This is a genomic window from Bacillus sp. IS1, from assembly GCF_032461585.1.
In the GTDB taxonomy this organism is placed as follows: Bacteria; Bacillota; Bacilli; order Bacillales; family Bacillaceae; genus Bacillus; species Bacillus velezensis.
Genome location: NZ_JAWCWR010000003.1, coordinates 66,645 through 87,485, shown reverse-complemented (window position 1 = coordinate 87,485; position 20,841 = coordinate 66,645). Strand labels below are relative to the sequence as shown.

Annotated in this window: 31 protein-coding genes; 30 read left to right on the top strand and 1 reads right to left on the bottom strand. The window is 35.8% G+C overall.

What is annotated here, in order from left to right:
• Positions 1 to 58: 58 nt before the first annotated feature.
• The 23 genes from RUW00_RS13785 (at position 59) to RUW00_RS13675 (ending at position 14,189) form a co-directional block, all read left to right on the top strand.
• On the top strand, positions 59 to 283 hold the full coding sequence (locus RUW00_RS13785) for a helix-turn-helix domain-containing protein (protein ID WP_315956656.1): 225 nt from the start codon (positions 59 to 61) through the stop codon (positions 281 to 283).
• Between the two features lie 189 nt (positions 284 to 472).
• Positions 473 to 1,435 (top strand): AimR family lysis-lysogeny pheromone receptor, encoded by a 963-nt coding sequence (locus RUW00_RS13780; protein ID WP_315956655.1) that lies wholly within the window; start codon positions 473 to 475, stop codon positions 1,433 to 1,435.
• Between the two features lie 46 nt (positions 1,436 to 1,481).
• Positions 1,482 to 1,616, top strand: a complete 135-nt coding sequence (locus RUW00_RS13775) for a lysogeny pheromone AimP family peptide (RefSeq protein WP_021495004.1) — start codon at positions 1,482 to 1,484, stop codon at positions 1,614 to 1,616.
• Between the two features lie 91 nt (positions 1,617 to 1,707).
• Positions 1,708 to 2,220, top strand: a complete 513-nt coding sequence (locus tag RUW00_RS13770; protein WP_095284241.1) for a hypothetical protein — start codon at positions 1,708 to 1,710, stop codon at positions 2,218 to 2,220.
• 241 nt (positions 2,221 to 2,461) lie between these two features.
• The gene (locus RUW00_RS13765) at positions 2,462 to 3,097 is read left to right on the top strand and encodes a hypothetical protein (RefSeq protein WP_095284239.1); all 636 of its coding nucleotides are present in this window, start codon (positions 2,462 to 2,464) and stop codon (positions 3,095 to 3,097) included.
• Between the two features lie 223 nt (positions 3,098 to 3,320).
• Positions 3,321 to 6,227: a hypothetical protein gene (locus RUW00_RS13760; RefSeq protein WP_315956654.1), complete on the top strand. Its 2,907-nt coding sequence runs from the start codon at positions 3,321 to 3,323 to the stop codon at positions 6,225 to 6,227.
• A gap of 327 nt (positions 6,228 to 6,554) precedes the next feature.
• The gene (locus RUW00_RS13755; RefSeq protein WP_014417453.1) at positions 6,555 to 6,773 is read left to right on the top strand and encodes a helix-turn-helix domain-containing protein; all 219 of its coding nucleotides are present in this window, start codon (positions 6,555 to 6,557) and stop codon (positions 6,771 to 6,773) included.
• Between the two features lie 249 nt (positions 6,774 to 7,022).
• Positions 7,023 to 7,199, top strand: coding sequence for a hypothetical protein (locus RUW00_RS13750; RefSeq protein WP_017417538.1), 177 nt, complete (start codon positions 7,023 to 7,025; stop codon positions 7,197 to 7,199).
• Entirely contained in the window at positions 7,189 to 7,335 is a 147-nt protein-coding gene (locus RUW00_RS13745) for a hypothetical protein (protein WP_014417454.1), read from the top strand. Before RUW00_RS13750 ends, RUW00_RS13745 begins: the two co-directional genes overlap by 11 nt.
• Positions 7,336 to 7,363: 28 nt before the next feature.
• Positions 7,364 to 7,840 (top strand): hypothetical protein, encoded by a 477-nt coding sequence (locus tag RUW00_RS13740; protein ID WP_017417539.1) that lies wholly within the window; start codon positions 7,364 to 7,366, stop codon positions 7,838 to 7,840.
• A complete protein-coding gene (locus RUW00_RS13735) occupies positions 7,840 to 8,553 on the top strand; it encodes a hypothetical protein (RefSeq protein WP_104679069.1) in 714 nt (237 codons plus the stop codon). Before RUW00_RS13740 ends, RUW00_RS13735 begins: the two co-directional genes overlap by 1 nt.
• A gap of 23 nt (positions 8,554 to 8,576) precedes the next feature.
• Entirely contained in the window at positions 8,577 to 9,362 is a 786-nt protein-coding gene (locus tag RUW00_RS13730; protein ID WP_104679070.1) for a hypothetical protein, read from the top strand.
• Between the two features lie 8 nt (positions 9,363 to 9,370).
• Positions 9,371 to 9,958 carry a hypothetical protein gene (locus RUW00_RS13725; protein WP_014417457.1) on the top strand — a complete coding sequence of 196 codons (588 nt, stop codon included), beginning with the start codon at positions 9,371 to 9,373 and terminating at the stop codon, positions 9,956 to 9,958.
• The gene (locus RUW00_RS13720) at positions 9,958 to 10,185 is read left to right on the top strand and encodes a hypothetical protein (protein WP_014417458.1); all 228 of its coding nucleotides are present in this window, start codon (positions 9,958 to 9,960) and stop codon (positions 10,183 to 10,185) included. The genes RUW00_RS13725 and RUW00_RS13720 overlap by 1 nt, the downstream gene beginning before the upstream one ends.
• A gap of 31 nt (positions 10,186 to 10,216) precedes the next feature.
• Entirely contained in the window at positions 10,217 to 11,152 is a 936-nt protein-coding gene (locus tag RUW00_RS13715; protein ID WP_315956649.1) for a hypothetical protein, read from the top strand.
• Entirely contained in the window at positions 11,149 to 11,532 is a 384-nt protein-coding gene (locus RUW00_RS13710; protein WP_057079929.1) for a hypothetical protein, read from the top strand. Before RUW00_RS13715 ends, RUW00_RS13710 begins: the two co-directional genes overlap by 4 nt.
• Positions 11,533 to 11,703 (top strand): XkdX family protein, encoded by a 171-nt coding sequence (locus RUW00_RS13705; protein WP_222885114.1) that lies wholly within the window; start codon positions 11,533 to 11,535, stop codon positions 11,701 to 11,703.
• Positions 11,700 to 11,948 carry a hypothetical protein gene (locus tag RUW00_RS13700; protein WP_222885115.1) on the top strand — a complete coding sequence of 83 codons (249 nt, stop codon included), beginning with the start codon at positions 11,700 to 11,702 and terminating at the stop codon, positions 11,946 to 11,948. Before RUW00_RS13705 ends, RUW00_RS13700 begins: the two co-directional genes overlap by 4 nt.
• Before the next feature lie 11 nt (positions 11,949 to 11,959).
• Positions 11,960 to 12,433, top strand: a complete 474-nt coding sequence (locus tag RUW00_RS13695; RefSeq protein ID WP_222885116.1) for a hypothetical protein — start codon at positions 11,960 to 11,962, stop codon at positions 12,431 to 12,433.
• Positions 12,434 to 12,636: 203 nt separating this feature from the next.
• Entirely contained in the window at positions 12,637 to 12,786 is a 150-nt protein-coding gene (locus tag RUW00_RS13690; protein WP_017417543.1) for a hypothetical protein, read from the top strand.
• 239 nt (positions 12,787 to 13,025) lie between these two features.
• Entirely contained in the window at positions 13,026 to 13,238 is a 213-nt protein-coding gene (locus RUW00_RS13685; protein ID WP_014721012.1) for a helix-turn-helix transcriptional regulator, read from the top strand.
• An 86-nt stretch (positions 13,239 to 13,324) separates the two neighbouring features.
• On the top strand, positions 13,325 to 13,738 hold the full coding sequence (locus tag RUW00_RS13680) for a hypothetical protein (protein WP_315956646.1): 414 nt from the start codon (positions 13,325 to 13,327) through the stop codon (positions 13,736 to 13,738).
• A complete protein-coding gene (locus RUW00_RS13675) occupies positions 13,698 to 14,189 on the top strand; it encodes a phBC6A51 family helix-turn-helix protein (RefSeq protein ID WP_315956645.1) in 492 nt (163 codons plus the stop codon). The genes RUW00_RS13680 and RUW00_RS13675 overlap by 41 nt, the downstream gene beginning before the upstream one ends.
• A gap of 18 nt (positions 14,190 to 14,207) precedes the next feature.
• Here the strand turns inward: RUW00_RS13675 and RUW00_RS13670 are convergent, their stop codons facing one another.
• Positions 14,208 to 14,846: a recombinase family protein gene (locus RUW00_RS13670; RefSeq protein ID WP_277539459.1), complete on the bottom strand. Its 639-nt coding sequence runs from the start codon at positions 14,844 to 14,846 to the stop codon at positions 14,208 to 14,210.
• A 521-nt stretch (positions 14,847 to 15,367) separates the two neighbouring features.
• Here RUW00_RS13670 and RUW00_RS13665 point away from each other — a divergent pair.
• The 7 genes from RUW00_RS13665 to RUW00_RS13635 all read left to right on the top strand — a co-directional run bounded on the left by RUW00_RS13665 (position 15,368) and on the right by RUW00_RS13635 (position 20,824).
• On the top strand, positions 15,368 to 16,972 hold the full coding sequence (locus tag RUW00_RS13665) for a hypothetical protein (protein WP_280144568.1): 1,605 nt from the start codon (positions 15,368 to 15,370) through the stop codon (positions 16,970 to 16,972).
• 13 nt (positions 16,973 to 16,985) lie between these two features.
• Positions 16,986 to 18,356, top strand: coding sequence for a phage portal protein (locus RUW00_RS13660; RefSeq protein ID WP_053574399.1), 1,371 nt, complete (start codon positions 16,986 to 16,988; stop codon positions 18,354 to 18,356).
• A gap of 78 nt (positions 18,357 to 18,434) precedes the next feature.
• Positions 18,435 to 19,019 (top strand): DUF4355 domain-containing protein, encoded by a 585-nt coding sequence (locus tag RUW00_RS13655; protein WP_053574398.1) that lies wholly within the window; start codon positions 18,435 to 18,437, stop codon positions 19,017 to 19,019.
• Positions 19,020 to 19,064: 45 nt separating this feature from the next.
• On the top strand, positions 19,065 to 19,955 hold the full coding sequence (locus RUW00_RS13650; RefSeq protein WP_173613673.1) for a phage major capsid protein: 891 nt from the start codon (positions 19,065 to 19,067) through the stop codon (positions 19,953 to 19,955).
• 67 nt (positions 19,956 to 20,022) lie between these two features.
• Entirely contained in the window at positions 20,023 to 20,163 is a 141-nt protein-coding gene (locus tag RUW00_RS13645) for a hypothetical protein (protein ID WP_157110140.1), read from the top strand.
• 1 nt (position 20,164) lies between these two features.
• The gene (locus RUW00_RS13640; RefSeq protein ID WP_071347049.1) at positions 20,165 to 20,479 is read left to right on the top strand and encodes a phage head-tail connector protein; all 315 of its coding nucleotides are present in this window, start codon (positions 20,165 to 20,167) and stop codon (positions 20,477 to 20,479) included.
• 6 nt (positions 20,480 to 20,485) lie between these two features.
• On the top strand, positions 20,486 to 20,824 hold the full coding sequence (locus tag RUW00_RS13635; protein ID WP_071347048.1) for a hypothetical protein: 339 nt from the start codon (positions 20,486 to 20,488) through the stop codon (positions 20,822 to 20,824).
• Positions 20,825 to 20,841: the final 17 nt, after the last annotated feature.

Here is a 20,841-nt window from a genome sequence, read left to right as displayed (position 1 = left end):
TGATTGGATTAACCCGAAAAGGAAAGGGTTAAACAGGAAACAGAAGAGAGGTGGACGGATGAACCAAGAGGTACTAAACCAAGAGCAACTGGAAGAACTCTTCAAAAAAGTTGCGCTTGATGTTCAAGATATTCGCAAAATTACTGGGGCTGGAAGAGATACAGCATATGCCCTTTGTAAGAGTGGAAAATTTCACGCAGTGCGGGTAGGGAAAAACAGAATCAAAGTACCAACAGAAGGTTTCAAAAAATGGTGGTACGGTGAGCAACAAATCGCTCAATAGGACATAACAGCAACACCGCAATACATAATCGCAATACATAACTTGTTCCATAAAACTGGAGGATGAACTATAATGAGATCATATGTTCTGTATGAACTAAAAGAGATCCTATATTCAGATTCGGGTTAGTGGTGACATCGCCACTGTCTGTTGCTCTGAATTAGTGACACACCACAGGGGGTTATTCGGATGATAGCAAAAGAGAGAGAAGCTAAGAAACCAAAAGTAGATGCAAAGGTACGTCTTGAAATGTCAGATATTAATGAACAGTATGAACAAACTGACGCATTAATTGATCAATTAATCAACAGTAGCTGTTCGATTGAACGTGAATGGGCAGCAATGTATCAGATCAAACGTAAGCAAGACAGAGGCGAAATAAACGCACATCAGGCGCTTAAAGCAATTGGGAAGCTTGATCCCAAGTCTCAAGAAATGCGTGTATTCACTTACATAATCCCGTTGTATTACTACCTTAGAATGGCTGAATACTCAAATCTTGCAGAAATGTCGACAGTCGTTGATCTTGATTTTATTGAAAACAATGAACAAATTAAAAGCTCCTTTTATAACCGTCTGATGGCTTTGTTGGGCGCTTCGGCATTCAGTCAGAATAATATGACTCAAGCCCGTTTTTATTGCTCATATGGCATTAATGTGACGAATATTGATAGGCTTGTCGCTTATAGCTATCTAACTTTGGGGAATACTTATTTGCTTGATGATTATGAAAAAGCAAAGGAATATTACCTGGCCGGTTTAAAACATACTGAGAATAACCCCTTGGCAAAATTACAGTTAACTAGAAGCCTTTGTTTCTTGGAAAACCATTGGAATCAAGAGAACTTTTGGTTAAACCCTGATTCAAATGAAGTTACAGATATCCAAGAAATTGCACACTATCACATCAAGAAAAACAACTTGCAACAGGCTAAAGAAATATTGGAGAACTTAGAGCAGCAACCGAATATTCATAATGACTTTGGCATTCACTTTTATCTAAAGGGACTAGCTTATGAAGATAAGAGATTCTTTTATGAGTCTATAAAACACTTTAAGCTGTCTGGTGATCTATACAGCGTACGCTTGCCTTTGGATAAATTAAGAGAAATGGGTGAGGACGAGCAGATTTTGGATTTACTTGCACTCTAAAACGCGCGACGTCGCGCGATATTACTTGAAAGGAGGTGAACATAATATGAAAAAAGTATTTATCGGTCTTACAATCGTAGCTTCATTGGCTGTTGGTTTCGTTGCGGGTCAACAAACTACAATTCACAGCGCATCAGGGGAAGAAACATTCCATGTAGCAGGTTTTGGACGTGGTGCGTAAGCATTACATATCCATTTGAAGGGGTGAGCGATTCGTTCACTCCTTCTCATTACATATTTTTAGGATAAAAATAAAATAAGTGGAGGATTAAATGTCGGCTAGAAGAAGCGTAAGAATTGATTTAGCAGCATTAGCTAATGGCTTTAAGCGGATCAATGAAGACAAGCCGGTTTATTACAGCCTAAAACATAATGCAATACTTAGCACAAATGGTTATACAGCAGAAATTATTAGCCCGAAGCCATATGATTCAGTGGTTATTGGGTTGCCTTACATAATGCGTGATGGGGTTTGCAAGAAAGTTACATATAGAAAATCATCGGAAAATTTAAAAAATGACATAAAAATAATGCTTGAGAACCTGGATAAATTCTCATCTAACGGTTTTCATCAAATGACGGTTACAGAGAGGTTTGACACCGGTTTAATTAAGCTATCTTCTTCATATTGTCCGGAAGCTTACGCTGATATATCGAAATTTAACGGTAGGTATGTGGAGAATGGGGAGCAACTGTGGTGCAAACTTGAAACAAATAAAAACAGAGCACCGATTGTTACAGCTATTGAGAACAGTAAGCCGTCAGAGTACTTGAATTTAATTTAAAGGGAGAGATTTTTAATGAAACAATCGAAGTATTTCTATTGCTACTCGGTAAACCTACACCGAAAGTTAAGAGCAGCTGGAGCGCCACTAATCTGTGAAGCATTAAGCACTCGAAATAAGCGGTTCTGGCTTTATGAGAAAGACGAAACTGTTCAAAGGATACTAAATGAAATGTGATTGCTAAAAGCTCTCACAAGGAAGTCTAAGCACCAGAATAATAAGCACAAAAGGAGAATGTTTATTGACAAATTTATTTGTTAAAGTACCTTCCAATATCATACGAAACGAGAATTTTTACATATCGAATCAAGAATTCAATTTGTACGCCAACCTTTGTTTTAAACACTTTAGGAACGGCGGCCAAGATGAAATAGTATTAGACCATAAGAAGCTGATGAATGAGCTTAAAATCAATGACACGAGGACATTAAAGAAGCGATTTAATGCATTACATAAGTACGGGTTAATTGACAACAAAATTGAGAAGCTCCCCACCAAAGGTTATCTATCAATATTCTTTAATTCAAAAGCAAAGAATGAGGGTAGATTCTGCAAAATGAATCCATCCATCTTTACATACTTCAAAAATGATCAAATAGATGAAAACGGGGTGCGATTGGCATTCTATTATAAGAGCCACATTAACCCAAAGGACAAAAGAGGGATTGATTATTGCTATGTTGGTTTTGATGTATTAAAAAGTCGGTTGAAAATAGGAAACACGACAATCATTGAAGCTAATAAGGCATTGAGGAAAGCAAAGCTATTGAAAATCGTAAAACATAAGCTTGAGGATACAGGAAATTACGATGAAAATGATGCTCTGATCTTTGATAAATGGAACAATCATTACCATATTTTAAGCCCGCTATATTAGGCTTTTCACCTAACTCCTGAACATGCAGAGATAGCTTCTGAACATGCAGAGCTAAACTCCTCAGTGTGCTGCACTGTGGGGAGTGTATATAGAAGAGTATTTAAGATATTAGATACATTGTAGATACAGTATATGCAAATCGCAAAAACAAGTTTTGCAATTTCCAGCCTCACTTTATCTTTCCTGTATTATTTTTAACTTTAATCAATTGGAGGATTACTTATTGAAAAATGAAAATTTAACTAAATCAGTGTTCGTTTACTCTTTAGATTCATCTGCTTTTTATAATGATAAAGAAGAAAAATTAAATCAGGATTTGCTTCAACTTCGCCTTTATAAAAAGTTTTTGCAGAAGTTGGCTAAAAAAGTGGCAAAATTGAATGATACAAATGTATCTGATATTCATTTAGATCTAACTGGTAAGCTCTTAGAGGAAGAAAGAAGCTTTAAGGAATTGGAACAATCGCTAATTACATATATCAAGAAAAAAGGTGAAAGTGAATCCAGGCTTTCAAATGATATGGATGAGCTAATGGCCTGCAAATACAACAAAGCGAAAATCAACCGTCTTAAAAAAATTACTAACTGTTGGATTAACGAAAAGAAAGATGAATTAATTGAAGAGCAGCAAAGTTTTAAAGGGACGAGAACCCTTAGAGGTGATTCGCTTAAAACAAAAGATGGAGAGGTTAGATCGCAAAGGGTTATCTCTTTATTTGATTCAGTGCTAATTAGAACACTTGGATTGGACTACGATCAGATCACTGAGGAGATTATGATAGTTGAATCCTTTTACCATAACGTTTTTAGAAGCTTGGTTCAGAATGGTTATTATTTTAATAATGAAAAATACGTTTACTATGCTTCATCAGCAGGACAAATTAGACAAAAGAAGGGTGTATTCATCAAAGAAAAGACATATCTGAAGAAGAAAAACACTCTGATGTGTGGGCTTAGTGAAGAGGTAATTAATTCTAAGGGTGGCATGAGTATTAACAAATGGATCGCTTACCTTGCCTTATCAAATAGCGCTAGTACATTATGGAAAGGGTTTAATATTGATGATTGTATAGTTGTAAATGATTTTGAGACGGATGTGTCCACTGAGGTTGATTACATAAACGATGAAACATACGAAATTAAAAGAGAGTACAAGTCTATTCCAATAAATCATACGGATGGCTGTGGAATGATTCTCCCTGAGCTTTCGGAGAGTGCATTCATGTTTAGAGCCCCTTTTATGAAAGGAATGTTAGTCCCATTTCCATTTGATGAGTATTCTAAATTATGCCGGAAGACCAAAATTAAAGATATATACGGCAAGGAATGGGATATTGTTAAAGACGGTATTAAAATTATCCTAACGAAGAGTCAGTTTAAGCTCTGGAAACATTATGATTCATGGGATGATTACAAATCCAAATTTAAGAAGTATGAGTGTCAGGCAGCCAAGTTGAATGAAGAAGAGGATGAATTTAAAAACAGTGAACTTAATTATCAAATGATCCAGACACTAACCGACACGACAGATGAAGAGTTAGATAAGCTTTCAGAAAACACAGTGAAGAGGATCCAAACTCTTTACAAAGATAAAGAATCAATGCTTGAGGTTATAGGAGCCGTTGAAAGCAATGCCCATAAAAATAACTTTCAGAAAGCACATTTGATTTATCCTGAGTTGCTTAATGATAACCATTCAAAGGAGATTATTAAGAAGAATAAAAAGCGTTTGGTGAAGGAAGCAAAAGCAGGGAAAATCCTGCTAGAAGGCTCTCATTATACTTTTATTATTCCAGATTTGTATGCTGCTTGCGGTTATTGGTTTTGTGGTGATTCTGATCCGAAGGTTTTACTAAATGACGGAGAGGTTAGCTGTAAGCTTTTTAATAATCAGCAAAAATTAGATGTGTTAAGGCCTCCTCATCTATCTAGGGAGCATGGTATTAGGATCAACAAGTTAAATGATGATCTTAAAGACTGGTTCATTACGAAAGGCGTGTATACGTCCACTAAGGATGCCTTGTCAAGACTTCTGCAGTTTGATGTGGACGGAGATAAAGCACTTTTAGTTAGCGACAGCACTTTTGTTGAGATAGCAGAAAGAAATATGAAAAATGATGATATTGTTCCTCTTTATTATGAAATGAAGACAGCAGAAAACCAAGAAATCAATAATGAGAACATCTATAAAAGCTTGGAACTGGCGTTTGAGGTAAACATTGGTGAGTATAGTAATAACATAACCAAGGTGTGGAATAGTGATAAGGTTGATTTAGACGTGATCAAATGGCTTACCATGGAAAATAACTTTGAGATTGATTATGCCAAGACCTTATACAAACCAACCCGTCCTGATCATGTTAGTCAAAGAATTAATGGTTTCCTGAAGGGGACTTATAACAGAAAAGTTCCTCACTTCTTTATTTACGCAAAAGACAAGAAAAGAAAGAACGTCAGACCAAGAAATGATTCTGTAGTTAATCGGTTGGGTGAAAAAATACCGAATAACAGGGTGAACTTTAAGAGGCTGGCGGGTAAATTTGATTACACAAAACTGAAGAATAAGAATACTAATCTTGAGCTTGATCAAGAAGTATCGACACGATTTAATGAACTCTACAAGTTGTATTCAAAACAGCAAAAGGAATTAGGTACAAAGGGAATTCTCCTGCAAATAAAAGACGAATTACTCAAAGACTTCAGCAGAAAGAAAGTTGAAGATGCAATGATCGTGAGAACTTACACACTGCTTGATAGGGGTAAGCATTGGAAAGCTAAACAGCAGAAAAAGCAAGACGTATCCCGACAAGATGCAGAATGGCATGTCACAAAAGAGATCAGAGAAACCTTGCTGAGTATTAAGAGAGACAGCAGTTACATAACAGATATATTGGTTGAATATCTATTCAATACTAAATGCTCTAAGCATAAGGATACTCTCTACAATTGTTTTGGGTATAACATTGTAAGGAATTTAAAAAAGAACATTCGCAGAGTTTTTAAATGTGTTGATTGTGAGCGGGAAATCGAAAAGGGAACAAGGTGCAAAGAGTGTGCAGAAGAGAGGAGGAGGGAACTAGGAAGACTGAGAACACGAAAATCACGTAAAAATAAAAAATGTAACGCTTAAATTATAAGGAAAAAAATGAAGATGGATAAGCCCTTGATATACAAGGGTTTTTCCAGTTGTATAGTGATATCTATAATCTTCTTCTAGGGAAGAAAAAAGAAGTATTGATTTATAGATAATTATTTATACGATTCCGTAATTATAATTTATCACAAAAATCCATACTATGCAATTTCGACCCAAACATTGTTTAATTCAACTTTGGACATCTATAGTCTTTTGGTTATTCCTCCTAAATAATCAAAGAATGCTGATCACTATGATCAGCCCCCCTTATTTTAGATAATTATTTCAAATAAAAATTTATTGATGGAAGGAGGACTATAAGTGGAAATTGATAGACATAAGCTATGGCTAGATATTCGTAAAAGAAGGTTAACTCAAACGGAAATTGCGAAAGAATGCGGTTGTGCTCAGTCAAAAATCAGCTCCTTTTTGAATTATGATTCAGATATGTCACCTGAGCTTATTCAAAGAATGAAAGACTTTGTCTACTCTAAGCCTGAGTATGAAAACGGAAAGCGCAGAGTAATCAAAGTGATCTAATTCTTTGTCGTTACTACATTAAACAGCATTGCGGAAACAGTGCTGAAGAGATGTACAGGCCGACTCCAGCGACGTTAAATAAATGGTTTCGGGGTTTCATTAGTTTTACTCCTTTGATTTTATTTTTGTTCTTATTCCGAGCCATTTTTGGTTCGGGGTTTCTCCTTTTAACATGACTATGTGCGGGGCATCCTCAGTGCCCCCGTAATCGTGTTTAAATGAGAAAAAACAATTGGAGGAATAATAAAAATGAAAGAAAATAAGGTTACTGATACGAAAATCCTCAAGTCAGGATATTACTGTAAGAAATGTGATTTGTTTTTTGAGAATACATGGGATATGGAATGCTACTGTCAAGGCGAAGGATGGTATAGAGCTAGTAAAGCGATTTTGATGTTAGAGAAGGTGCTCGGTAATGGAAAATAAAAAAGAACAGCCAAGATGGGGCGAGCCAAATGAGAAGTTTCAAGAGTTGGTTAAAAATATTGATCCAGAAGTATTAAGAAAAGCAAATGAAAAAATAAAAGAGATGGCCAATGGTAAGCCTCTTTATAGATTTTAATTAAACAATTTAGGAAGGAGGTGATGATATGAGCAAATTAGCAAATGACTTAATAGGCATTTTCAAGCTCGTTTCAAGAGACAGTGAGTTAATGAATCTTGCTTATTATAAAGAGTTGAGTAATCCCGCTAATATAGACGTGCAGCAAAGAGATGATTTTGATGACATCCTCAAAGGAATTATTGTTAGGGCTCCTAAATCTAACGATTTAAAAGAAGATGATCCTCAATGTCGGATCTGCATGTACTTTGGTAACGGCTATACTACACACAATAAGCGTATTACTTCCCAGGATGTAATGATTGACGTATACACCCATATTGATCATTTTGAAGACAATGATCCTAGAAGTCTCAAGATCATAGACCGGCTAATTGATATTGTTTACGATAAAAATGTTGCTGGTGTGGGTAAGGTTGCTAATATCAATAGAATGTTGATAGCTAATCCCCCTGATGGATACCTCGGCTATAAACTCATCTTTTCCTTTGGAGCTCCACAATAATGGAATATTCAAAGGACTTCTTTATTTTAGGTACTCCTATTTCAACAGATATAGGAGAGTGCCACTTCATTAGACTTAAAGATTATCCTCAGTTCGTAAATGATCTCTCTCAAATGGTTAAATCAAAATCTGAAATAATAGCTGAATTTCAAGAAAACAATAAATTTGGTCAATTGGATAGCTTGATCAATGATTTTAACGCTTCAACTTTGTTGGACATAGTTAATGTGATGGATCAGTTAAGAGCCTCTTACCAAAGAGTGTTTGCGAAAGTGTTTAATAACCCTGATGCGTTCCAATCTGTAGACGAGAAGAACTTTCACGATATCCGCAAGTTAATTCTTGATATGCATTGCTTAAAAGAAAAAAAGGTTAGCAAAAACTCTGAACTTGAAAAATTCAACAAGAAAAGTAGAGCGTTGAAACAGTCTGAGAACAATTATGATTTCTCCGATATTGTTAGTTGTGTTGTTCAATTTACTGGGTATTCATCCGCTGAAGTTCTTGAATTAACGCTTCCCCAACTTCACTCTCATTTTTTCAGAGGCGCTGCTTTTTTAAATAGCTCTGCTGCGATTGTACTCTCTACTGTAAGTCCGGAAGCTGCCAAAAACATTGGTTCTTGGAGTCAACATATAGATTTATTTGAAGAAGAGAAAAATTACATAACTAAGAAAGAAGCAAGAAACTTAGAGAAATTATTCTCAAATTAAAAAACAAGGTGGAATTTTAATAAATGAGTAAAAAGACAGTAATTCATGATGTATGTAACGTTGTTATGAAAAGAAAATCTGACGGGAAAGTTATTGCAACTGCTGAAGCACAAACAACTAGCCTGTCTCAAAGTATCCAGGAAGACTATTTGAAAGGCGGATGGGGAAACCAAAACCTTTATCAAATTAAGTCCGACAAGAATATTACAGGAACAATCAAAAATGCTTTCTTCAGCTTGGATTGGTTGGCCATGCAACAAGGAGTCAAGGTTGAAAATGGGACGGTGCAAGTATGGGAGGATGAGACGCTTACTGTTGAGTCAGATGGAAAAGTAACTCTTAGCAAGACTCCAGTTGATGCAGTTTCTTTCGAGAATAGCGAAGGAGAGTCTTATCTTATGGAAACTGAATCCACAGAAGGTCAACTCCCTACAACTTTTGCAAAAGAGGGTGCGAAAGTTAAAGCACGATATAAAATTGATGCCGAAGGCGAAATTGTTGAAATTAAGGCTGATACATTCTCTGAAGCTTATGAGATGGAATATCACACTTTAGAGTACGATCCAGAAACTGAAACAATCCATAGTGATCTTTATATTCAGTTCGATAAAATCTCTCCTTCTGGTGAAGCAGAGCTAAACTTTGAAGCCGGCAACGCAATTACACCTGAAATCAAATTTACAGCGCTAGCAGTTGATAATTCTCTTGGGCGTTTCATTCGGGTTAAACGTAAAGCAGACGGATCAAAAGGTGAGAAACCTACTGAGTCTCCAAAGCAAAGCGTTGATCTTGGCGGCGCAAGTGCATAAGGGAGGCGTTGAAGATTCCTTTCTTAAATAAAGATGGAACTACGCTTACCTCTGCAAAAGATGATGGTACTGGCAACCCTATAACGCCTGTATCAATTGAAAATTCAACTATTCCATTAGAGGTTGATCTTAAAACTGATCAGCCTCTTGATGTTAATGTTGCAAACAAATCATCTATTCCAGTTCTTGTGAGAAACACAGTTCCTATTAAAACTCAGATCCAAAAGTCATACGAGGAATCTGTGTTAACAGATAATGATACTGTGGCAGTTGGTGCAACAAAGTCGTACACATTAGATCTTGTTGAGAATTTAGGAGTGTTTAGAGCTTATGGCGTTGCTCTGTATACAACACAGACTGACAGCGCAAATAGCAAAGTTACAGTCAGTGCTTATTCTGTGCCGAAGAGTATTCCTTTTTATTCATCAACATCCGCAAGTGACAGCACAACTTTAATCAGTAATGCTGCATTTGTTTCAAACTATCCAATTCAAAAACAGTTGCCCTTCGTTTGTCCAAAAGTGCTATTGACAGTTAAGGCATCTGGAACTGTTGATATTACTGGTTTTAAAATGATTGTTTGGGGGATGGAATAATGACTTTTCATGATGTATGCGGAAAGTTTAAAAAGGTTGATGGTATTGAAGATGCATATTTACTGCTTTCAGAGGAGGACAATTATTACATAAGCCTGAGTGATTTTGAAAAGCTCTTTGAAGAGGATTTTGACGAAGAGCATCCATATGAATCACTTTCAGCAGCTTCTGATAATTCTCCAGCCTGGAAAGACATTTGGGACGATATTTGGACGGAAGACCTTTAATAAGGTCTTCTTTATTTAGGAGAAATAATCAATGTCTAATTCACAATTTATAGGTCAGCTTAAACAAAACAATATACAAATCAATAATCTTAAAGATCAATTTTACAGAACTGAAGCTCATATGTCTGCTCATGAAAAGCGTTTATCTGAAAAAGTTGATGATTTCATGGAGAAGCAGAATTTCGATTTAAAAATGCACACTCTGAACACTGAGAATCCCCATCATGTCACAAAAGAGCAAGTCGGATTATCAAATGTAATCAATGAAGAGCAAGCCGCAAAAGTTGCTTTTGATGCTCATTTAGAAGATAAAGACAACCCACATGGTGTAACAAAAGCACAAATAGGGTTATCGGCCGTCACTAACGACGTGCAAGCAAAGAAAGCGGATTTTGACAAACACACCTCAGATACCTCAAATCCTCACAAGGTAACTGCTGCACAGCTGGGACTTGATAAAGTTGATAACGTTCAGCAAGCCGCTAAAAGTGATTTTGATAATCACCTGAATGACACTAATGTTCATGTTACGGCTGAAGACCAAGCTTATTGGAATGATATGACCCAGCAGTTCAAAGATCATAATGAAAACCCAGAGCGGCACATCTCGGTAGATGAACGGAAGACGTGGAACGGTGCTATTACATATGCCAACATCATGCTAAAGAATGGAGCTACAGTAGGCACACGAACGCCCATTTACGCAAAATGGGGAGCGCTGTTAGTTTTAAGAGGTCATGTTAGAACTGATCCAGAGATCATATTTGGTTCAATTCCATCTTCAATGGTTCCAGCAGGCGGTACTGTAGCAACAGTATCATTGAGTGGTACGGGTGGAACAGCCAATCTGATAATTTACGATAATGGTGATTTGAAAATAAAATACCCAGACCCCGCTGATTCAAGTAAATTGGGCGGTTACTATATTGATGTAGTCGTGGGTTTTCAAAAAGGAGACACAGCGTGATTCAGGTTTATGAGTATGATGAAAATTTCATTCTAACCAAACCCGTTATTATTGAACCGGATGAAGAAGGAGACTATACAATCCCTAAGAATTGTACAACCGTCCAGCCTCCGTCTTTCATAAAGGCAATGTATCATCCCTCAGATAAGTCATGGACAGAGGCCGCAACGCAAGAAGAAAAAGAGGAACTAGAAAAACAAATTGAAAATGGGCGGGTATCTTCACCGGTTGATCTTTTGAAAATGCAGAATGCTAAATTATCGTTTCAAGTGGCTGCTGCTGAAAAGGAAAATGCTCAACGAAGACAACGAGAAGCTGATACAGCTCTATTAATCGCACAACTACAAAAAGATATTACTGACTTGAAGGAAGGTAAGTAAATGGCTTCATACCCCGAATTTGCAGATATTAAGCAGTTCTATGACTGGAAGTGTTATACGGACGCCGACATAAGGACGTATGTTGAAATAGACTGGATTACGCCCGAACAGTATGAAGGAATTGTAGGAAAGCCATACGAAAACAATGAAAGCAAAGGAGAAATTAAATGATTAATTTAAACGAAATAAAAAAAATGATTATTGAAAATGAGAAACTGAAGAAAAGTGAAGAAGAGTGGAAAGAAAAACGCGATTGTATTGAGGATGAATTAATTACTGTAGGTAACTTATTCAAAGATTATCTAATTGAAAAAGGGCAGAAATCAGACTTTTTACAATTTGTTGAAGGACAGGCTGTGAAAAACAAAATTCACCCCGATTACATTCTTCATGCAGAAGGCATGTTAGCTGATTAGGAGGAAATGAAATGGCATCGAAAAAATTAAGCGTATCAGGTGTAAAGACACTATCAAAAAGTGTTGATAAGAAACAAAAGGTTCAGATCAATGATGAGTATCATGTATACATCTATCCTCAGTTTGGTATGTTCAAGTTACAAAAGATGTTTGAGAATTTTGTGAAAGCCCTATTAGAAGCTGAAGAGCAAGGTATTGATTTGAGTAAGATCAGCATGAATGATTGGTTAAGTTTTAATGTCGTGAAGGAGTTCAGTGACTTGGATATTCCTGATGATACTAAGAAACAGTTTGAGTTTTATTACGAGTTAATGAACACTGATCTCCTTTATCCAATCTTTAATAAGTTTCCTATAGAATCACTTGAAAAAATAAACATCATAGCTAATAGACTTCGATCCAATTTTGAAAAATTAGGATCTGCTAAGTCTGAAGAGTTTGAACAGATGATTATTAATACAGTAGCTGAACTAGAAGAAAAATAAAAAATAACCATTCAATTTAAACAAAGTCGATTCGCGAACGACTATAAATGTCTAAACAAGGACAGAAAACAACATGCAGGATATATTAGTACCCTCCTTTTATGCTAGAAAAAAGTGAAAAATAAGGATAAAAATAAAATAAATAGATTGACGATAGTAAACGTAAGTGTTATAATTAAGTTAAGAAAGGAGGGGAAATGAGTATGGAAAAGTTAGAGCTTATCCTTCGGGACTTGGCTTGGGTGGTTGCAATCCTAGCAGGAATAACAACCATGATCAAGAACATCAAGGACTTGAAGGCAAGCAAAAACAAAAAACGACGCTCTCCCGCCAAGAAGAAACGTCGCTCATAAGCTAGAGGGGATTTATTCCCCTTCTCTTATTATTATAACACTTTTCATTCCATACTCAAAACACATGAAAAAATTGGTTGATGTCACAACAATATTCTTTTTTATTCTGTTCATTATGCTGTTTTCGAATTTTGATTATGCTCATCTCAGCACCTTAGATATACTAACAATGGTATTAGCGTTAATATGGTTGATACTCACAATAATAAACATTATTCTTAGGTGGAGGAATCATCGAAATGACTAAGATTGTTTTTGACAGCATTGATGACTTGAAGGATTTTATAGCAAAAGAAATTTTAACTACGTCTGAAGCGATTGAGATAATCGGCTGTAGTCGTCAAAACTTAAAACAGTTGGTCGATCGTGAAACATTAGTACCCATTAAAACAACAAGTCGTGACCGTTTGTTTTTAAGAGAAGATATTGAAAGTTATAAAAGGAAAAGGTAAAGGCATCCGCAGCAACGGGTGCTTTTTTATTTGTGTTATGAAGCGGGACAAGTAAATAAAACAACATACAACGGAGGAATTTAAAAATGAGTACAGCTAAAAAAATAGGTCGAATTAAAACAACTTTAGATGTGGACATGTATCTGGAGGTTTGTGATTACAATGTGTACTTGGGGAATTCAGATGAAGGTGAAAAAGTGTATTATGGCGTTAAAATTGCACTTCACTTGCTTCATCCGGAATCCAGAGAAACCGTCGATGTCATTAGGCAAAATAAGCTGATTGATTCAGAAAAGATCAGTTTTAAGGATGATGAGACTAAACTGGCTACATTTGAAAGGTATTTTAAAGACAAAGCATTAGAAGTATACAAGAACGCCTTTGTAGAAAATGAATTGGCTTGCTGTAAAAGCTGTGGGGAACCTGAAGGATTACACGAAATTGAATCTGGGGTTGTATATGCCAAATGTAAATGCGATCTTAAAGCGTTCTTATCATGAGAAAAATGTAAAAAATAAAGTAGGTGTAAAATATATTATGCTTGATGAAAGAAAGTTAAAAGCAATTGAATTATTAGTGGAAGGAAAGCTGAATAGGACTGAGATTGCTAAGGAAGTAGGAGTGACCAGACCGACTCTGTACAACTGGGAAAAGGAAGAAGAATACTCGCAGGAGTACGACAGACTTTTACATTACAAAAAACTTTCAGTTAGACGTGAAGTAAGTCGAGATACAAAAGCCTTCTTTGAAAATCTAAAAAAGATTAGCGAATCATCCACAAATGATAATGCAAGGGTGAAGGCTACACAGCTATTACTTGCATACACTGAGGGAAATCCAGAGAATATTCTAAATATCAAAGATGATCGAAACAATGACAATGTATCAAAAGATGTATTGGAAAAGGAAGAAGAAGAGTGGACGGCTTCAAAGCTATCTGAAGACGAATAAAAAGACCCTTAGCTTTTATTAATTGGCTAGGGTCAGCTGTGCTTCATATTCTTTTATCACTTTATAGAAAGTATTCTTAGTAAGCTGTAAGTCTTTAGCGAATTGAACACCTGTAATCTCTTTGCTTTTCCATTTAGAGTAGCCTGATTCAAGGGTGGATCGTTGCTCTTTTGTTAATGTGTCAAACCCCTTTTTAGGTCGTCCTAAGTGCTTTCCTTTTTCTTTGGCATCTTTGATCCCTTCTGCTTGTCTCTCTCTTATGTCCTCCCTTTCCTTCTCTGCAAAGGCTGTAAGGATAGTCAATACAATCTTCTGTATAGCTTCTTTAAGAATATCGTCTTGATCTTCAGTTGAGTTGATCATTGGTTCTTTAATGAATTTAAGCTTAATGCCATTATCAATGAACCAATCGTATTCTTTTTGAGTCTCTTTCATGTTACGACCCATACGAGTGATTGAATCAAACACAACAGTATCACCTGTTCTTACAACTTGCTTAAGTGTTTTATATGCAGGTCTTTCGAAGTCTTTACCACTTTGTTTATCAATGAATAGATCACGTTCAGCAATGCCTTCTTTAAGCATATTGGTGATCTGCCTGCTTTCGTTTTGATCCTTTGAACTTACTCTTATGTAACCAAACATTTTAGAAGTCATCACTTGTCATCCTCTCATTTATTGTACCTTTATTATACCACTTTCGTTTAAAAAGGTCTATTATATATTATAAACGTTTATTAAAATAAAATAACACCTTTTTAAACGTGATGTTGTTGAGATAGACAGCGTTTATAAACGTATGCCTTTACAAACTATGGTTATGGTATTAGTAAGTCATTTTGTGAGTATAAAACCACCCGATAGAATCCTCTCTAAAAGGCATTTACAGGCTAAATAAGCATTGATGCATAATCTGATACCTATAGGGCTAAATGTGTTTGAAACGCACCAGAAAGGATGCTAGTTATCAATAATAGGGGGCATTCTAAATGATTGAACACCCTCTCATCCGATAGCAACCCACACAATTTTTATTATAATTTTAAAACTCGGAGGTGATTCGGATATCCGATTTAATCAACACAAGAGAAAACAGGAATTTGCTTAGAGAGTATCTTTATAGAGATTACTTGAAAAATGGTTCAACTCATGATGAAGCAGTAATGAGGACAAACAGAATGATGAAGGGGAAGAATCTCTTCGGTAAAAATGGAGTAGCTCATTCACTTGGGGCTCGTAGTTTTGAATTCTTTTGTCTATATTACCTACAGGATACTTTCCAAGCAAAACCCACTAATACAGCTCGTAAACTTGGTGATTTCCATTTTGAAATATGGAATACGCTTGATGATATGTTCATTAAAGATGAATTCGATAAGCTTTCCCTTTGTATGCCTCGTGGTAGCTCTAAGACAACAACTGTTAACTTTGCCTTATCAACATATTTAGCAGCATACGGTATATCCTACTTTACGCTTGTAGCTGGGAAGAAAGAGGATGATGCGGTTGAATTTATCAATGATACTCGAAAGGCATTTGTTGAGAACCCCTACATAATCAATACATTTGGACATATGCTCACACGTTCAATTAAGTTGAAAATGTATTTCTCAAACGGTTGCAAAATCCAAGCTATAAGTTCTGGGACATCTATTCGTGGATTAAAACACAATGGAGTGCGCCCTACATGCATTATTGGCGATGACTATCAATCATCAGCTGATGTTATTACTCAAGAAGCAAGAGATAAGAAATACAATACATGGACACAAGATGCTGAATATGCTGGAGATGATCCTGTTTACAGGGATGGCAAGAAGGTCAAGATGGCAACAAAGTTTATTATGCTCGGTACAATTCTACATAGGGACTGTCTTATCTCAAGAATATTAAAAGATAGCCAGTATAAACGGATCGTGAAGAAAGCCGTCCTTGTTGACGATATTGATGAATTATTCAATAGTGGCAAATGGGCTGAATTGAAGAAAATTCGATATGACGCAACCAATCCCAATGCAGAAGAGGATGCTAAAAAGTTCTACTTAGAGCATGAAGAAGAAATGAAATTCCCAGTTCTTTGGGAAGATAAGTATGATTGCTACGATCTTGCCGTTGGAAAGTATTATCCTAATCCTTCAGCATTTAAACAAGAAATGATGAATGATGCTTCTAAGCTAGGGCAGAAAGCTTTCCATGATATCAAGACATTACCTAGAAAAGAAATTGAAAAGGAAAAAGACAATTTCATAAAAACAATACTTTGTTGTGATCCAGCCGTTGAGGTACAGGATAGTCACGATTATTCTGCTTTTATTGTCGGTTCTAAGACTCCTAATAACTTTAGATGGGTTAGGAAAGCGTGTATTGAGAGGCTTGAATACGATGACTATATTGCAAAGGTTATTTCCTTATTGAAAGAATACCCAGATATCACGCATTTATGGATTGAAAAGAACGTGTTTAGTGGTGCAGATGTACGTGATATTCAAAGAGAAATTAATAAAGATCGTACACTAACAGCAAGAGATATTCAAATCATTAATGAACATCAAACGAAAAACAAAGAAGCTAAGATTAGAGCCATTGGTGGAAAGGTAGACAGTGGTTTTATTGTATTTCCTCAAGAGGATAAAGAGTTTACTGATCAGATAATGGCTTATGAAGGTGAAAAGTTTACACGCTTTGATGATGCTCCTGATATTACAGCTGAGTTTGACAGGCTTATTGATGAGCTACAAGAAGTGCAATACATTAGCTTTTTAGATAGGTCAGCATTATTTTAAAGGAGGTGAGTAATTGAGAAACATTGTTGATACAGTTTTAAAGCGAAAAAGAAATGGACAAATTCAAATAACTCCTGAATTAGAAACTTTGTTAATGAAGTGTCTTAGAAAGCTAAGAGAAAACCAGGAGACTTATAAAACATACGAAGAATACTACAATGGACATCATAGCATAATGAGGAACTACGCTATGAATGAGAGTAGAAGTAATATGAAAGTAGTCGTGAATTTCTTTAAAAAATTTATTCATGACGAAATTGCGTATGCTTTAGGGAATCCAGTGACCTATATTAGTTTAGATGGAAATAATCAATTGATTGATGTGATTGATTATAACTTCTCTCATTGGTCTAAAATTCACGATCAAAAACTTATGCTAGAAGCAACTAAATTTGGTGAAGCATATGAAATCCAATACACAACCAGAGACAATGAATTTAAGTGTGCTGTATTAACGCCAATGAACTGCTTTGTAATCGAAGAAGGCGATGTTGAGAAAGACGTTATTTTAGCATTGCATATATACAAAAATGATTTGTTTTCTGATAACGAAAAAGTAGATGTTTACATAAGTAATTCAATCTTACACTTTGATGTTGATGGAAGCGATAATCTAATTTATGTGGGGCAGCGTACACATATCTTCGATACACCTCCAATTGAAGTGACCTCCGCAAATCACGAAAGAACAAGTATGTTAGATGATATCAAATCAGAAAATGATGCCTATAATAACACTTTATCTGATTTGGTGAATGAGGTATCTGATTTCAGACAGGCTTTCTTGAAAATAACCGGAGCAAAAATCACTGATGAAGACGCAGCGAAGTTTAAGAAAACGGGTATTCTTCAAGTGCCTACACAAGCAAGTGTTGATTATCTTATTAAGAAGATTGATGATAAATTTGTACAAAATTTGCTGAAAGAGCTTGAAGAGAAAATGTACAAGCTGGCCAGTCATGTAGACACAAATGAAAAGCTTCAATCTAATTTATCTTCTGCAGCCCTCAGATCAAGATTAATCTCCTTGGAAAATAAATGTTCCCTTAAACAAGCGATGCTGGAAACAGCAATTAAGAAGAGGTTAAAGAACTTCTTTAAGTTTATCAAGATCCAAAAAGGCGAGGAATACGATCATCGCAAGGTTAAGCTTAAATTAACAATGAACATCCCTTCTGATATTACTGCTTTAGCTGATTCATTAAGCAAGTTATCTGAAGTATGTTCATGGGAAACGATACTAGCCCAAATACCATATGTTGAAAATCCTGCTGTAGAGATGCAGAAGAGAAGACAGGAACAAGAATATGCAAGAGAACAAGAGATTGAGCACCAAAGAAAACTTAAATCATTAGAGATAAGTAATACTACAGGCTCTCTATAAATAGAGCCTTTTTCTTATGTAAAAATATGCACTTTTTAGGGTCACTGACACTAGAAAGGGCGAATGGAGTGATTTGAAATGAATTTAGAAGATGTTAAAAAGTTTTTTGAAGAACAACAAGATAATGACGAGGTAAAACAATATCTTCAAGGGTTGCAGCCTGTAACACTTGATGGTGTTAAACAGTTCGTTGAAACAGATGAAGATGCTAAAAAGTGGATGCAGTCGCAAAAAGATAGATTCTTCTCCACAAGTTTAAACTCATGGATGGAAAGCACATTTCCTCAGAAGCTTGAAGAGGAAATTAAGAAGCGGTATCCAGATGAAACTCCTGAACAAAAAAGAATTCGGGAACTTGAACTCAAAAATGAAGAATTTGAACGCAATGCAAGAATTGAGAAAATGAAATCCATTGCACTAAAAACAGCATCAGATAAAAAGATTCCTGCAGACTTAATTGATTTGCTTGTTTCTGATAATGAAGAGGTAACTCTAGGAAACTTAACAAAATTTGAAGAGTCTATGAAGCCGTATATTCAAGAACAGGTTGAAGACCGATTGAAGAATAGCAGCTATACTCCTCCTGCTTCTGTAAATAACAACAAAGCTGGATCCTCTTCAGACTTTATGGCAGCTATTTATGAGAATCAATCAAGACTATAAAACTATTAGAAATAATAAAATAAAGAATAAAGGTGGAAATTATAAATGGCATTTTTAAAAGATCAATTAGAAGGTTTTGTACCTACACAAATTCAAAAAGAAATCATCAAAGGCATTACCAAGGGTTCGACATTACTCAAATTATCTAAGGTTCAGCCTATGGAATCCGATAAAAAGAAAATTCCTGTTTTGGTTGATGGGCCTGGAGCATACTGGGTAGGTGAATCTGAACGGATTAATACGTCCGAAGTGAGATATATCCATCCTGAACTTGAAGCTAAAAAGATCGGTGTAATCATTCCAGTAACTAAAGAGAAATTAAATGACACCACTATCAACGTTTTCTCAGAACTGCGAACAGAAATTGAAAAAGCATTTTACACTACTATTGATGGAGCGGGTCTTTTTGGTATCAACTCTCCGTTCAAGAAAAGCTTGTTTGGCTCTGCTGAGGCTTCTGGAAATCTTATTGCAAACGGAACCGGCGGCACATTTGATATTGACGTTTCAAATGCTATGGCTCTTGTTGAAGATGCAGGATTAGATGTAACTGGATTTGCAGGGCATCGAGGTATTAAAAATACTCTACGTACTCTAAGAGACACAAACGGAAATCAAATTTATGTTTCTGGTGTATCACAAAATGAATTGTACGGATTCCCTGTTGAATTTTCTTCAAATGGTGGATTTGACAAAACAAAGGCTGATCTAATCTTAGGTAACTTTGATTACTCATTGGTTGGTATTCGAGAAGGATTGAAATATGAAATCCTGAAGGAAGCTACACTACAAGGTCATGTAATGGGCGATGGTAAACCTCTTTCACTTGCAGAAAACGATATGATTGCAATTAAGGCAACTATGAGACTTGGTTTCTTACCTATTAAGGAAGATGCTTTTGCAGCAATCACTCCTAAGGTTGATAAACAAGATTAATCGGAGAGAGGTTATCCTCTCTCTTTTTTTATCATAAAAAATCTAAATAAAATATGAGGTGCTTAATATGAAGGATTACATTGATCCAAATGGTAATGAAGTGAAATTGACAGAAAAGGCCTTTAAATTAATTTATAAGGAACAAGGCTATAAGGAAAAGAAAAAAACAGTAAAAAAGCAGAAGAAAACTGAGAAATCAGGTGAATAGAATGGATCAATTGGCTAATTTGAAGTTGTTTTTAGATATTGCTGATGACTCTGAAGATGCTCTTTTGGAACTTTATTTAAAGAAAGCTCGGCGTTTTGTAATTAATTACTGTGAGATTAATGAAAATGAAATTCCAGATAATTTGCTAGGTGTCATTGAGGATATAGCTGTATTTAAGTATAGATTAAAGGGTGTTGAGGCTACAAAAGCGGAAACAAGAGGGGGTATTTCAGAAAGCTATTACGACAAACTCCCTGATGATATTAAGCTTGAATTGGATAGCTTTAAAACCCCTTACATTACTGCTGGAGGGTGACTCACATTGAAGTTCAATGATCTATATTTTTTAATTCAGGTTAAAAGGGTGAAGACAGGTAAAAAGACTGATTGGGGAACAGATATATATGAGGATCAAGAAACTCTAGTTCCATACAAATGTTCTTTTCAGCCTTATGTTGAATCAATTAGTTCTCCAACTGCGGTAGGAAGAATAACTGACATAACCAATATGATCTTCTGCCCGCCTAATGAAAAGCTAGAGAAAGGCGTTAAAGTCGTTCATAAAGGAAAAGAATACGAGGTTCTTTACCCACCCAGAGACTGGGGAAGACATTATGAGGTGTTCGTTAACTATATAGGCGCACACAAGCCCACTAAGTAAACAAACGAAGTGCTTTA